Genomic DNA, 13,621 nt, shown 5'->3' on the forward strand with positions numbered 1-13,621 from the left:
GCTCCGGAGCCGATCGTCCCGGGCGGACCGCGGCGAGCACGGAGCAAGAATTGCAGGTGGCGCAGCGCCCCGGACACGGCCCCGCCACTCCGCCGGAGTGAGGTCGCCCACGGAGGGCACTGCGTGGCACCCTTCGCGCGTGACCCGGCACGTGACCGACGACGAGCGCCGCGCCCGGCTGGTGACCCGCCACCGGCTCGCCCCGCACACCCGCACCGACGACGTCGTCGCGATCAGCGACGACCTGGTCGGGCTGCACTCGACCGACCCGTGACGGTGTACCTGTCGGCGGCCGCGCGGATGGTGACCCCGTCACTCGGTCCGGTCGACGCCGCGCTGCACACCGACCGCACCCTGCTGCGCCACCACGCGATGCGCCGCACGCTGTGGGTGTTCGGCCGCGGCCACGCCGCGCTGGCCCACCACGCCGCCACCGTCGACGTCGCCGCCGTCCAGCGTCGTGACCTGCTGCGTCAGGCCGCAGCAGCCGGCCACGACGACCCCGAGGCGTGGTACGCCGACGCCGCCGACCAGGTCCTGGCGGTGCTCACCGAACGGGGCCCGACCGCCGCCCGCGACGTCGCGAAGGCCTGCCCGAGCTCGCCGCGCAACGGCTCGTCCTGCCCGGCGGGGGTCCGCAGCCCGCCCACACCCGGGTGCTGCTGGTGCTCGGGTTCGAGGGCCGGGTGCTGCGGACCCGACCGCTCGGGACGTGGGTCAACGGCCAGTACCGCTGGGCCGCGGCCGACGCCTGGGTCCCCGGCGGGATCGGCCCCGCACCCGACCCCGACGGCGACGCCCGTCGCGCGGCCGCGGCCGGGCTGGCCCGCGCCCACCTGCGGGCGTTCGGCCGGTCCGCCGCGACGACCTGAAGTGGTGGGCGGGCTGGACCGTCGCCACCACCACCAGGGCGCTGGCCGACGTCGGTGCGGTCGAGGTGACCCTCGACGGCGGGGACACCGGGTTCCTGCTCCCCGACGACCTGGACCCCGTCCCCGACCCCGGGCCGTCGGTGGCGCTGTTGCCGAGCCTCGACCCGTCGACGATGGGGTGGAAGGCCCGCGGCTGGTACCTGCCCGCCGAGGTGGCGCCGGAGCTGTTCGACCGCAACGGCAACGGCGGACCGGCGGTCTGGGTGGACGGTCGCATCGTCGGGACCTGGGTGCAGCGCCCGGACGGCGAGATCGCGACCCTGCTGCTCGCGCCGGTCACGGCCCGGGCTCGGACGCAGGTGCGGGACGCGGCGCAGCGGCTGCGGGAGTTCCTCGGCGACGCGCGGTTCTCCACCCGGTTCCCGGCCCCCGCCCAGCCCCGACTGCTCGCCTGACCGGCCCGGCGACAGCGCCCGGATCGGAGTACGACGCGTTGTCCGCCGCGCTCGGCGGGCGCGGTGCGGCCGGCCGGGCGCCGAGTGGCACACCATGCACCCCCGGCACCCGTCTCGGGGTGCACGGTGTGCCACTCGGCGTCGGTCACTCCAGGTCGAGCCCGAGGTCCAGCGCGGTCACCGAGTGGGTCAGCCCGCCGACGGCGAGGAAGTCCACACCGGTGGCCGCGTAGTCCCGGGCGCTGCCCAGGGCCAGCCCGCCGGAGGACTCCAGCAGCGTGGCCCGGCCCCCGCGCCGCCGGACCGCCTCGGCCGTCTCGGAGACGCTGAAGTTGTCCAGCAGCACCAGCTCGGCGGCGAGCTCCAGCACCTCGTCGAGCTGGTCGAGCGAGTCGACCTCCACCTCGCACGGCAGGTCCGGGGCGAGCGCGCGGGCCGCGGCCAGCGCCGCGGAGACCGACCCGGCCGCCGCGACGTGGTTGTCCTTGATCAGCACCGCGTCGCCCAGCCCGAGCCGGTGGTTCACCCCGCCGCCGCACCGCACGGCGTACTTCTCCAGCAGCCGCAGGCCGGGCAGCGTCTTGCGGGTGTCCCGGATCCGGGCGCCGGTCCCGTCGACGGCGTCGACCCAGGCGCGGGTGGCCGTCGCGATCCCGGACAGGTGCGTGAGCAGGTTCAGCGCGGTGCGCTCGGCGGTGAGCAGTCCGCGGACCGGTGCCCGCACCGTCAGTGCCGGGGTCCCGGCGGTGAGCCGGTCGCCGTCGGCCGCCTCGGCGAGGACGGTGTACCCGCCCGCGCCGAGCACCTCGTCGAGCACGGCGCGGGCCGCCGGGAGCCCGGCGAGCACGCCGTCGACCCGCGGGGTGACCGACGCGGTCGCCACGGCGTCGGCGGGCACGGTCGCCGACGTCGTCGCGTCCGGGCCGTACCGCAGGTCCTCTTGCAGCGCGGTGCGCACCACCCGCAGCAGGTCCTCGGGGTCCGGGACGCCGACGTCGCTGACCCCACCGACCCCGGCGGCGACGCGCGCCCCGCCCGCGCCGTACCGGTGCGTGCCGTCATGCCGCACCCACCAGCGAGCCGTCCGCCACGACCACCGGCCGCCCGGTCGCGTCGACCCGGATCCGCAGCGACGACCGCTGGTGTGTGTCGTCCCGGTCGGGGAAGTCCGTGCGCACGTGGCAGCCGCGGGTCTCCCGGCGGGTGCCCGCCGCCACCAGCACGGCCTGGGCGATCAGGGTCAGCGCCGCGTCCTCCACCCCGGTGCGGTCGACCGGGACCGCGGTGGTGGTGACGGCCTCGATCGCGTCCGACGCGCCGGCGAGCCCGGCGGCGTCGCGGCCGATCCCGGCGCTGCCCGACATCGCCCGCTGCACCACGGTGCGGTCGGCCACCGGCAGCGCCGGGACCGTCCCGGCCGGGGCAGGCACCCCGGCCGGGCCCGCGTCGGCGAGCACCGCGCGGACCACCCGCTCCCCCACGACCAGCCCCTCCAGCAGCGAGTTCGACGCCAGCCGGTTCGCCCCGTGCAGCCCCGTCCTGGCGACCTCGCCCGCCGCGTAGAGGCCCGGACACCGGTCCGGCCGGACGTGTCGGTGACGACGCCGCCGCAGGCGTAGTGCGCGGCCGGGGTCACCGGGATCGGCTCGGTCAGCGGGTCGATCCCGGCGGCCCGACAGGAGGCGTAGACGGTCGGGAACCGCGCGGCGAACCCGTCGAGCGCGGTGGCGTCGAGCCAGGCGCACTCGCTCCCGGTCTCGGCCATCCGGCGGGTGATCGCCGCGGCGACGACGTCGCGCGGGGCGAGGTCGGCCCGCGGGTGCACCCCGGCCATGAACGCGGTCCCGGCCCGGTCGCGCAGCACCGCGCCCTCGCCGCGGACGGCCTCGGTCACCAGCGGGCGACGCCCGGCGGTGCCGCTGCCGGGGCCGGTCCACAGCACGGTCGGGTGGAACTGCACGAACTCCAGGTCCGCCGCGACCGCACCGGCGCGCAGGGCGAGCGCGACGCCGTCGCCGGTGGACGTGGCCGGGTTGGTGGTGGAGGCGTAGAGCTGCCCGTAGCCGCCGGTCGCGAGCAGCACCGCGGGCGCCGACAGCACCCCGGCGCGGCCGTCGGCGTCGAGCACCGTGAGGCCGGTGACCCGGCCGTCGTCGCGCAGCAGGTCGGCGGCGACGTGCCCGTCGAGCACGGTGAGCTGCGCCGACCGGGTCGCCGCGACCAGCGCGCGCTCGATCTCCGCACCGGTCGCGTCACCCCCGGCGTGCACCACCCGGTACGCCGAGTGGCCGCCCTCCCGGGTCCGCGCGGGGCGGTCCCCGCTCAGGTCGAACAGGGCGCCGCGCGCGCGGAGCCTGCGCACCGCGTCCGGTCCGGCGCGCACGATCGTCTCGACCGCGGCGACGTCGTTCAGCCCGCCGCCCGCGGCGACGGTGTCGGCGACGTGGGAGTCGGGCGTGTCCCCGGCGATGTCGCCGAGCACGACGGCCACCCCGCCCTGTGCCCAGCGCGTGGAGCCCTCACCGACGCCGTCCTTGGTGACCACCACGACGCGCAGCCCGGCCGCGGCCGCGTCGAGCGCGGCGGTCAGCCCGGCCACCCCGGACCCGACGACGACCAGGTCGGCGCCGGCCTCCCAGCCGGCTCCCCGCGCCGTCACTCCCCACCTCCCGGCTGACCGATCTCGATCATCCGCTGCACGGCGGCGCGGCCGCGCGCGGCGAGGTCGGGGTCGACGTGGACCTCGTCGGTGCCCTCGCGGACCGACCGCAGCAGCGCCTCGGCGGTGATCATCTTCATGTAGGGGCAGGACGCGTGCTCGTTCACCGCGCGGAACTCGATCTCCGGGGCGGCCAGGCGCAGCTGGTGCAGCATCCCGACCTCGGTCGCGACGAGCACCTCCGTCGCGCCGGTCGCGCGGGCGGCGTCGATCATCCCGCCGGTGGACAGGATCTTCACCTGCTCGGCGGGCACCACGCCGGTCCCTGCCAGGTAGAGCGCCGAGGTCGCGCAGCCGCACTCGGGGTGCACGAACAGGTCCGCGCCGGGGTGGGCGGCGGCCCGGTCGGTGAGCTGGCGGCCGTTGATGCCGGCGTGCACGTGGCACTCCCCCGCCCAGACGTGCATGTTCTCCCGCTGCAGGGTGCGGCGCACGTGCGCACCGAGGAACTGGTCGGGCAGGAACAGCACCTCACGGTCGCGCGGGATCGAGTCGACGACCTCGACGGCGTTGGAGGACGTGCAGCAGACGTCGGTCTCGGCCTTCACCGCGGCGGTGGTGTTGACGTAGGAGACGACGACCGCACCCGGGTGCTCGGCCTTCCACTCCCGCAGCTGGTCGGCGGTGATCGAGTCGGCCAGCGAGCAGCCGGCCCGCGCGTCGGGGATCAGCACGGTCTTGTCCGGGCTGAGGATCTTGGCGGTCTCGGCCATGAAGTGCACGCCGCAGAACACGATCGTCGACGCGTCGGACTCGGCCGCGATCCGGGACAGCGCGAGCGAGTCCCCCACGTGGTCGGCGACGTCCTGGATCTCGGGCAGCTGGTAGTTGTGCGCCAGCAGGACCGCGTCCCGCTCGCGGGCCAGCGCACGCACCTCGTCGGCCCAGCCGGGGTCGATCCCCGTGTCGCCGGGTGCCGTCAGCGTTCCGGTCATTGCGCCCTCCCGGGCCGAATCGGGTTTTCGCCTAGCGGGCGGAAACTGAGCGGATAGTAGCACCGGTCGTCCGTCACCGGCACCTCCGTCGTGACCGGGACCTCACCTGACGGACACCTCACCGTCACGTCCCGGTGCGGTTGTCGATCCGCCCTAGGCTGGGGTCCGTGACACCGCCACCGGTCCTGCACGAGGTCCTCGCCGTCGTGCTCAGGATCCGGGAGGGGCGGGTCAACGCCCTGCTCTGGCAGCGCGCCCTGGACCCGGACGCCGGCCGCTGGGCGCTGCCCGGCGGCACCCTGGGCCCCGACGAGGACGTCGAGACCTCCGTGCGCCGGCAACTCGCCGAGAAGGTCGACGTCCGCGAGGTCGCCCACGTCGAGCAGCTGTCGGTGTTCTCCGACCCGGCCCGCTCGCCCGGCATGCGCCGCATCGCCACCGCGTTCCTCGGCCTGGTCCCCTCCGACGCGGACCCGGCACTGCCCGAGGACACCGCGTGGCACGAGGTCGAGGACCTGCCCGCGACCGCGTTCGACCACGCCGGGATCGTCGCGGCGGCGCGGGACCGGCTGCGCGCCAAGCTCTCCTACACCAACCTCGGGTTCGCGCTCGCCCCCGCGGAGTTCACGATCTCGGCGCTGCGGGAGCACTACGTCGCCGCGCTGGGACACGAGGTGTCGGCGACGAACCTGCAGCGCGTCCTCACCCGTCGCGGCCTGCTGGAGCCCACCGGCGAGGTCGCGCCGTCCGGGCGCGCGGGTGGGCGCCCGGCCGCGGTGTTCCGGTTCACCGACCGCGGCCTGCGGGTCACCGACGCGTTCGCCGTGCTCCGCCCACCTGCGCGACCCGGCGGGGCCCGCGACGGCGTACTACCGTGAGCCGGTGTCCGCCATGCTCCCGCTGTTCCCGTTGGGAACGGTGCTGATGCCGGGTGCGGCGCTTCCCCTCCACATCTTCGAGCCCCGCTACCGCCAGCTCACCGTCGACCTGCTCACCGGGGCCGTCCCCGACCGCGAGTTCGGCGTCGTCGCGGTGCGCGAGGGTCACTCACCGGACCGCTCCGGCGCCGCGGGCATGCACCCCGTCGGCTGCACCGCGGTACTCATCGACGCCCGCCGGCTGCCCGACGGCCGCTACGACGTCGTCACCCGCGGGGCCCGCCGCTTCCGGCTGCTCGACCTCGACGCGACCTCGCACTCCTACCTCTGCGGCGAGGTCGAGTTCCTGCCCGACGACACCGGCGACGACGCCGACCCGCGGCTGGTGGCGATGCTGGAGCGGTCCGCCCGCGCGGCCCACCGCGAGTACTGCGACACCGCGTGGCGGACCGGCGACTGGTCCGAGCCCGCCGACGACACCCCCACCGCCGAGCTCGCGCACCTGCTCGCCGGGGACTGCCTGCTCCCCCTCGATGACCGCCAGCTCCTCCTGGAGCAGACCAGCCCGGTGCAGCGGCTGCGAGAGATCCGCCGGCTGCTCGCCCGCGAGCGCGGCCTGCTGGAGAACCTGCGGGCGGTGCCCGCGCCGCTCGGGTCGTTCACCGACGAGCACAGCCCGAACTGAGTTCACCCGCCGATCGCGAGGTGCGGCCCGTCCCAGCGCCGGCGCAGCCACCGGTCGTGCGAGGTGACGACGACGGTCCCCGGCGCGGTCCCGAGCGCGTCCTCCAGTTCCCCGGCCAGCCGCAGCGAGACGTGGTTGGTCGGTTCGTCGAGCAGCAGCAGGTCCGGGGCGTCGGCGACGGCGACGGCCAGTGCCAGCCGCCGTCGCTGGCCCAGGCTGAGCTCCCCGACCGCGGTGCCGTGCTCGCGCGGGTGCAGCAGCCCCAGTTCGCGCAGCGGGACGGCCTCGGCCCGCTCGACGCCGACGGCGTCGGCGTCGGCGGCCGCGGCGCTGCGGTCGGGCGGGCCGACGTCGGGGTCCTGGGCCAGCAGCCCGACCCGGCGCGCCCGGACGTCCACGGTGCCCGCGCTCGGGGCGAGGTCGGAGTGCAGGACCGCCAGCAGGGTCGACTTCCCGGCCCCGTTCGGGCCGGTGACCAGCAGCTTCTCCCCCACCGGCAGGTCGAGCAGGTCGAGCCGCAGCCGGCCGTCGACCCGCAGGTCCCGGATGCTCACGGCGAGCCCGTCGGCCGGGGCCTCGCCGGTCAGGCGCCCGGTGAACTCCAGCGGCCGGGGCGGCTTGCGGACCGCCTCGCGCTCGGCGGTCTCCAGCCGGCGCTGAGCGACGTGCACCCGGCGGGCCCGGGTGCGCTCGACGCCGGCCCCCTTGAAGGCGTGGATGAACTTGTCGTTGTCGCGCGGGCCGCGGCCGAGGGCGATCGTCGAGAGCCCGGCCCGGCTCCGCTCGCGCAGCGCGGCGATCTCCTCCTGCTCCGCGGCGAAGCGCTCCTCCCAGCGACGGCGGCTCGCCGCGGCGGCGTCGAGGTACTCGGTGAACGAGCCGCCGAACCGGCGTCCGCCGTGCCCGTCGGTGCCGAGCTCGCCGGCGTCGAGGTCGAGCAGCTCGGTGCAGACCCGGTCGAGGAAGGTGCGGTCGTGGCTCGCCGCGACGACGATGCCGGGCAGCTCCACGAGCGAACGTTCCAGCAGGTCCAGGGCGGCGTCGTCGAGGTGGTTGGTGGGCTCGTCGAGCAGCAGCACCGCGGGGCGGCGGACCAGCGCGGCGGCCATCGCGAGCCGGGTGCGCTCACCGCCGGACAGGGTCGCGACCGGCCGGTCCCGCTCCAGGTCGGCGACGCCGAGCGTGCCCGCTGTGACCTCGGCGCGCCGGTCGGCGTCCCACGCGTCGTGGGCGATCGCCCAGGCCAGCACCCGGTCGTAGGCGACGGCGCCGGTGCCGTCGGCCAGCCGGCCGGCCAGGCGCTCCAGCTCGGCGACGGCGTCGTGCAGCGGACGCAGCGCCGCGTCCAGCAGGTCGCCGACGGTCCCCCCGTCGCCCAGGTCCGGTTCCTGCGGCAGGTACACCCGGTCAGCGGGCACCGTGAGCGTCCCGCCGTCCGGGGTGTCGACGCCGGCGAGCAGCCTCAGCAGCGTGGACTTGCCCGAACCGTTCTCCCCGATCAGGCCGACCCGGGTGCCCGGTGCGGCGACGAGGTCGACGCCGTCGAGCACCGGCGGGCGGCCGGCGCGGGTGGCGTAGGAACGGACCAGCCCGCGGGCGGTCACGGCGTGGATCTGCTCGGTCGATGACATGACGACGGCTCCGGTGGAGACGGAGGAGGACCGCAGGGGCGTGTGCCGCGTCCGCGGTCGGTGGTGTCGTCAGTGCCTCATGATGAGCAGGAGACTAGCGGGCGCGCCGGTGCGGCGCACCCCGGTTTCTCAGCGCAGGTTTCTCAGAGCGTGTTTGGAAATGGTGGGTGTGTCGGGATGGTCGACACGGCTGGGGTGCTCCATCGTGGTCGGCATGCAGGAACGACCGCGCCGGTACCCCTCGGACACCAGTGATGCCCAGTGGGTGGTGATCGAGCCGTTGTTACCGCCGCTCGCGCGGCGGGGGCGGCCTGTTGCTCATGCTCGTCGGGACGTGCTGGACGCGATCTTGTATGTCGTGCGGACCGGGTGTGCCTGGCGGGCGTTGCCGGTGGACTTCCCGCCCTGGCAGACCGTCTACTGGTACTTCAACCAGTGGGAACAGCAGAAGGTCACCGAGAAGATCCTCCCGGTCGTGCGGGGGCAGTTACGTATCGCCGAGGGCCGTGATCCGGAGCCGAGTGCGGGGATCATCGATTCCCAGTCGGTCAAGGGCGCCGACACCGTCGGCCAGGACTCCCGCGGCTACGACGCCGGGAAGAAGACAGGCGGACGGAAACGGTTCATCGTGACCGACACCCTCGGTCTGCTGCTGACCACGATGGTGTGCTCGGCCTCGGTACAGGACCGCGACGGCGCCAAGCCGATCCTGCTCAACCTCTACCTGCGCACCAGGGTGCGGTTCGTCTACGCCGACGCCGGCTTCGCCGGGCGACTGCTCGACTGGGCCGCCACGATCCTGCAGACAACGATCGAGATCATCCGCAAGCCACCCGAGCAGCGCGGATTCACCGTCCTCCCACGAAGGTGGGTGGTCGAACGGACCCTGGCCTGGCTCACCGCACACCGACGCCTGGCCCGAGACTACGAACGCCACCCCACCACATCCGAAGCCATGATCCGCTGGGCCGCGATCAACACCATCACTCGCCGCATCGCCCGTGGATACCCCGCCACCCGCCAGCAGAAACACACGACACCCTCAACCCACTAGAATTTCCAAACACGCTCTCAGCGCCAGCCGTAGCGCGAGCGCAGCTCGGTGGCGACCCGGTCGAACCGCGCCCGGTCCAGCACCGCGCCCTCCCGGCGGATCCCGTGCTCCTCCACCTCCAGCACCCGGTCCAGCCGGATGTAGGAGTCGCGCCCCTCGCGGTCCCAGGCGCCGGAGCCGATCCCGACCCAGTCCGGGTCGTGGGCCCGCTTGTCCTGGCTGGACAGCATCAGCCCGAGCAGGTCCCCACCCGACCGCCCGACGACGAGCAGCGGCCGGTCCTTGCCCTGGCTCGCGTCCTCCTCGTAGGGCACCCAGGTCCAGACGATCTCGCCGGGGTCCGCGGCGCCGTCGGGCTCGGGGGCGTAGGCGATCTGCCGGGCACGGTCGCCGGTCGGCGCGGTCCGCACCCGCCCGGCCGTGGGCGGCGGACCGGGCCGGGCCCCGCCGCCCGGCCGCGCACCCCGGGGTGCCGTCCGACCGGGCTTCTGCGCGTCCTTCTGCGAGTCCTTGAGGAACTGCACCGCCACGTCCGCGGCCTTGCGCAGGACCGAGCCCCAGTTGATCGCCATGCCGGCCAGCCTGCCGCATGTGCGGCGCGTCACCGCGACCGGGCGCGCATGAACGGTTCCGCATGTGGGCACCCATCGGTATGAAGGCGACTCTGATCCACGGCAAGCACGACATCCGGATCTCGTCCGACGTACCGGACCCGGTCATCCGTGACGACACCGATGCGATCGTGCGAGTGCTGCGCTCCTGCATCTGCGGCAGCGACCTGTGGCCGTACAACTCGGCGGAGGACTCCACCGAGGGCCACCGCATCGGACACGAGTTCCTCGGTGTGGTCGAGGAGGTCGGGTCCGGCGTCCGGAACCGCACGAAGGGCCAGCTCGTCGTCGCGCCGTTCGTGTGGGCCGACAACACCTGTGACTTCTGTGCCGCGGGCCTGCAGACCTCCTGCCGGCACGGCGGCGGCTGGGGCTCCGACGGCACCGACGGCGGGCAGGGCGAGGCCGTCCGTGTGCCGTTCGCCGACGGCACCCTGGTCCCGATGCCCGGCGAGCCGGACGACGCGCTGCTCGCCTCGATGCTGACCCTGTCCGACGTGTTCCCCACCGGCCACCACGCCGCCGTCTCGGCGCGGGTGCAGCGCGGGGACACCGTGGCCGTCGTCGGCGACGGAGCGGTCGGGCTCTGCGCGGTGCTCGCGGCGAAGCGGCTCGGTGCCGAGCGGATCATCCTGCTCGGCCGGCACACCGCCCGGACCGACCTGGGCCGCGAGTTCGGCGCCACCGACGTCGTCCCCGAGCGCGGCGACGAGGCGATCGAGAAGGTCCGTGAGCTCACCGGCGGCGGCGGCGTCGACGCCGCGCTGGAGTGCGTCGGCTACGTCGAGGCCGTCCGCACCGCCGTCGAGGTCACCAAGGACGGCAAGCTCGTCGGCCGGGTCGGCGTCTCGCAGTACTCCGACATCCCGCTGGGCGTCGGCTCGTTCATGCGCAACGTCGGCGTGCACGGCGGCGTCGCCCCGGCGCGGGCCTACATCGAGGAGCTGCTGCCCGACGTGCTGGACGGCACGGTCCGGCCGGGCAAGGTCTTCGACCGCACGGTCGGCCTCGACGAGGTCCCCGACGGCTACCGCGCCATGAACGACCGCGAGGCCCTCAAGGTCCTGATCAAGCCCTGACCGGGACCGGGACCGCTACCGGCTGGACCGCTCGCCGTGCCTGCTGCACCGGGCGGTCCAGCCCACCGGGTCGACCTGGACCACCATCCGCCGGGCGCAGTCCGGGCAGAAGCGCGGCGGCTCCAGCTCACGTCGCGCGGCGCACCGATCGTGGCCCGCCGTCGCGTCGGGGTTCCCGCACTGGTCGCAGTACGGGCCCCCTCCTCCCGGGTGGAGACCTGCACCGGCGCCGTCACAACGTCTCGTTGAGGGCCTTGATCGGCATCTCCAGCTCGCCGAGCAGGTCGATGTCGGACTCGGCCGGACGTCCCAGCGTGGTCAGGTAGTTACCGACGATCACCGCGTTGATCCCGCCGAGCAGGCCCTTGCGGGCGCCCAGGTCGCCGAGGGTGATCTCACGGCCACCGGCGAAGCGCAGGATCGTGCGCGGCAGCGCCAGGCGGAACGCGGCGACGGTGCGCAGCGCGTCCGGTCCGGACATCGGCTCCAGGTCCCCGAACGGGGTGCCCGGGCGCGGGTTGAGGAAGTTCAGCGGCACCTCGTCGGGCTCCAGCTCGGCGAGCTGCCCGGCGAACTCGGCGCGCTGGTCCAGGCTCTCCCCCATCCCGACGATCCCGCCGCAGCACACCTCCATGCCGGCCGCACGGACCATGCGCAGGGTGTCCCAGCGCTCCTCCCAGGTGTGGGTGGTGACCACGTTGGGGAAGTGGCTGCGGGCGGTCTCCAGGTTGTGGTTGTAGCGGTGCACGCCCATCGCGGCGAGCTCGTCGACCTGCTCGGCCGTGAGCATCCCCAGCGAGCAGGCGATGTTGATGTCGATCTCGTCCCGGATCGCCGCGATGCCGGCGGCGACCTGGGACATGAGCCGCTTGTCGGGCCCGCGGACGGCCGCGACGATGCAGAACTCGGTGGCCCCGGTCTTCGCGGTCTGCTTGGCGGCCTCGACGAGCATCGGGATGTCCAGCCAGGCCGAGCGCACCGGCGAGGCGAACAGGCCCGAATGCGAGCAGAAGTGGCAGTCCTCGGGGCACCCGCCGGTCTTGAGCGAGATGATCCCCTCGACCTCGACGTCGGGCCCGCACCAGCGCATCCGCACCTCGTGGGCCAGCTCCAGCAGGTCGTCGAGACGGTCGTCGGGAAGGTCGAGCACCTCGCGCACCTGGCTGACGGTGAGGCCGCGGCCCTGGTCGAGGACCTGGTCGCGCGCGACGGTGAGAACGTCGGTCCTGGCGGTCGTCATGATCAGGCATCCTGCCAGCGGCCGACCGGGCGCGGTCCGAATGTGCGGCACGCAACGTCGCGGAACCACTCGGGAGCGGCACCGCCGAGCCCGGCCGGGAGCGCTCCGAGCAACGGCACCCCGCTGGTCGCGGGCAGGTCGTCGAGGTTGCACCGGGCGGCGAGGTCGGGCGTGTCCGGCCAGGACCCGACGACGACCCCGGCGCAGACCAGGTCACGCGCCCGCAGTGCCTCGACGGTCAGCGCGGTGTGGTTGAGCGTGCCGAGCCCGGCCGCGGCGACGACGACCACCGGCGCGTCGAGCAGGCGGGCGACGTCGGCGACGGTGCCGCCGTCGTCGTCGAGGTGCACGAGCAGCCCGCCCGCGCCCTCGACGAGCACCAGGTCGTGGGTGCGGGCCAGCTCGCGGGCGGCATCGGCGGCCGCGGCGGGGGTGACCGGGGCGAGCCCGGCCCGCCGTGCGGCGGTCCCGGGTGCGAGCGGCTCGGGATAGCGGGCGAGCTCCGCGGTGTGCGCCTGCGGCACCAGCCGCGCGACGACGGCGGCGTCCCCGGCTCGTCCGGTCCGACCCCGGTCTGGGCGGGCTTGAGCACCGCCACCCGCTCCCCCGCCGCGACCGCGACCGCGGCCAGCGCGGCGGTGGCGACGGTCTTGCCGACCTCGGTGCCGGTCCCGGTGACGACCAGGTGGCGGCCGGTCATGCCGGGACCTCCGTCCGCGCCGCGGCCAGCACCTCGGTGAGCACCCCGGCCGCGAACGACAGCTCGGCGTCGGTGAGTCCGGCGCGGGCGGTCAGGCGCAACCGGGAGGTGCCCGGCGGGACCGACGGCGGGCGGAAGCACCCCACCCGCAGCCCGCGGCGCAGACAGGCCGCGGCGGCCTCGACGGCGGGGCCGGGCTCGCCCAGCACGACCGGGACGACCGCGGACACCGGCACCGGGGCGTCGCAGGCCCCGGCCAGCACCCCGGCGACGTGCAGCACCTCGGCCGGCCGGCCGGCTCGGCGGCGAGCACCCGCAGCGCGGCGGAGCGCGCGCCGCCGCGGCCGGGGCGAGGCCGGTGTCGAAGATGAAGCTGCGCGCGGAGTCCACCAGGTGGGCGGTGACCGCGGCCGGGCCGAGGACCGCGCCGCCCTGGCTGCCGAGTGCCTTGGACAGCGTGACGGTGGCGACGACGTCGTCGGCCCGGCGAGCCCGGTCTCGGCGAGCAGCCCGCGCCCGCCGGGACCGCGCACGCCGAGGCCGTGCGCCTCGTCGGCGAGCAGCACCGCGCCGCGGGCCCGGCAGACCCGGTGCAGCGCCGTGAGCGGGGCGAGGTCGCCGTCGGCGGACCCGACGGAGTCGGTGACGACGAGTGCGCGGGTCTCGGTGCGGCCGCCAGCGCGGCGTCGACCGCGACGATGTCGCCGTGCGGCACGACGACCACCCGGGGCCGGGAGAGCCGGCACGCGTCGACCAGCGAGG

The 13,621-nt window shown here is 75.3% G+C and carries 9 protein-coding genes and 7 pseudogenes; 7 read left to right on the plus strand and 9 right to left on the minus strand.

Going from position 1 to position 13,621, the window contains the following annotated elements; translation table 11 throughout:
- The first annotated feature begins 139 nt into the window (after positions 1–139).
- The 3 genes and pseudogenes from KPL57_RS66990 (at position 140) to KPL57_RS72520 (ending at position 1,327) form a co-directional block, all read left to right on the plus strand.
- Entirely contained in the window at positions 140–274 is a 135-nt protein-coding gene (locus tag KPL57_RS66990) for a hypothetical protein (RefSeq protein ID WP_264198393.1), read from the plus strand.
- A gap of 26 nt (positions 275–300) precedes the next feature.
- A pseudogene (locus tag KPL57_RS72515) lies at positions 301–492 on the plus strand (winged helix DNA-binding domain-containing protein); the annotation flags it as partial.
- A 17-nt stretch (positions 493–509) separates the two neighbouring features.
- Positions 510–1,327, plus strand: a pseudogene (locus KPL57_RS72520) (DNA glycosylase AlkZ-like family protein).
- A gap of 145 nt (positions 1,328–1,472) precedes the next feature.
- On the opposite strand, the gene nadC reads toward KPL57_RS72520, so the two are convergent.
- The 3 genes and pseudogenes from nadC to nadA all read right to left on the minus strand — a co-directional run bounded on the left by nadC (position 1,473) and on the right by nadA (position 4,981).
- Positions 1,473–2,297, minus strand: coding sequence for a carboxylating nicotinate-nucleotide diphosphorylase (gene nadC, locus KPL57_RS22030; RefSeq protein ID WP_226353014.1), 825 nt, complete (start codon positions 2,295–2,297; stop codon positions 1,473–1,475).
- An 88-nt stretch (positions 2,298–2,385) separates the two neighbouring features.
- A pseudogene (locus KPL57_RS22035) lies at positions 2,386–3,986 on the minus strand (L-aspartate oxidase).
- Positions 3,983–4,981 carry a quinolinate synthase NadA gene (gene nadA / locus KPL57_RS22040; protein WP_226353006.1) on the minus strand — a complete coding sequence of 333 codons (999 nt, stop codon included), beginning with the start codon at positions 4,979–4,981 and terminating at the stop codon, positions 3,983–3,985. Before nadA ends, KPL57_RS22035 begins: the two are co-directional and overlap by 4 nt.
- 167 nt (positions 4,982–5,148) lie before the next feature.
- Here nadA and KPL57_RS22045 point away from each other — a divergent pair, with 167 nt between their 5' ends.
- Both KPL57_RS22045 and KPL57_RS22050 read left to right on the plus strand, forming a co-directional pair.
- Complete coding sequence (locus tag KPL57_RS22045) at positions 5,149–5,859, plus strand: NUDIX domain-containing protein (RefSeq protein ID WP_226353007.1); 711 nt, start codon at positions 5,149–5,151, stop codon at positions 5,857–5,859.
- Between the two features lie 13 nt (positions 5,860–5,872).
- Positions 5,873–6,544 carry an LON peptidase substrate-binding domain-containing protein gene (locus KPL57_RS22050; RefSeq protein WP_060714735.1) on the plus strand — a complete coding sequence of 224 codons (672 nt, stop codon included), beginning with the start codon at positions 5,873–5,875 and terminating at the stop codon, positions 6,542–6,544.
- Between the two features lie 2 nt (positions 6,545–6,546).
- Here KPL57_RS22050 and KPL57_RS22055 read toward each other — a convergent pair whose 3' ends face one another.
- Entirely contained in the window at positions 6,547–8,175 is a 1,629-nt protein-coding gene (locus KPL57_RS22055; RefSeq protein WP_226353008.1) for an ABC-F family ATP-binding cassette domain-containing protein, read from the minus strand.
- A 160-nt stretch (positions 8,176–8,335) separates the two neighbouring features.
- Between KPL57_RS22055 and KPL57_RS22060 the strand changes: the two are divergent.
- Positions 8,336–9,245: pseudogene (locus KPL57_RS22060) on the plus strand (IS5 family transposase); the annotation flags it as partial.
- Between the two features lies 1 nt (position 9,246).
- On the opposite strand, the gene KPL57_RS22065 reads toward KPL57_RS22060, so the two are convergent.
- Positions 9,247–9,801 carry a type II toxin-antitoxin system PemK/MazF family toxin gene (locus KPL57_RS22065; protein WP_226353009.1) on the minus strand — a complete coding sequence of 185 codons (555 nt, stop codon included), beginning with the start codon at positions 9,799–9,801 and terminating at the stop codon, positions 9,247–9,249.
- 80 nt (positions 9,802–9,881) lie between these two features.
- Between KPL57_RS22065 and KPL57_RS22070 the strand changes: the two genes are divergently transcribed.
- On the plus strand, positions 9,882–10,919 hold the full coding sequence (locus KPL57_RS22070) for a zinc-dependent alcohol dehydrogenase family protein (RefSeq protein WP_226353010.1): 1,038 nt from the start codon (positions 9,882–9,884) through the stop codon (positions 10,917–10,919).
- A gap of 232 nt (positions 10,920–11,151) precedes the next feature.
- Here KPL57_RS22070 and bioB read toward each other — a convergent pair whose 3' ends face one another.
- The 4 genes and pseudogenes from bioB to KPL57_RS67000 all read right to left on the minus strand — a co-directional run.
- Positions 11,152–12,159, minus strand: a complete 1,008-nt coding sequence (gene bioB, locus KPL57_RS22075; protein WP_226353011.1) for a biotin synthase BioB — start codon at positions 12,157–12,159, stop codon at positions 11,152–11,154.
- 2 nt (positions 12,160–12,161) lie between these two features.
- Positions 12,162–12,859 (minus strand): annotated as a pseudogene (bioD, locus tag KPL57_RS22080) (dethiobiotin synthase).
- 393 nt (positions 12,860–13,252) lie between these two features.
- Positions 13,253–13,444, minus strand: a pseudogene (locus KPL57_RS70025) (hypothetical protein); the annotation flags it as partial.
- Positions 13,441–13,605 (minus strand): annotated as a pseudogene (locus tag KPL57_RS67000) (hypothetical protein); the annotation flags it as partial. The pseudogenes KPL57_RS70025 and KPL57_RS67000, both read right to left, overlap by 4 nt.
- Positions 13,606–13,621 lie beyond the last annotated feature (16 nt).

This window comes from Pseudonocardia sp. ICBG601 (assembly GCF_020496245.1).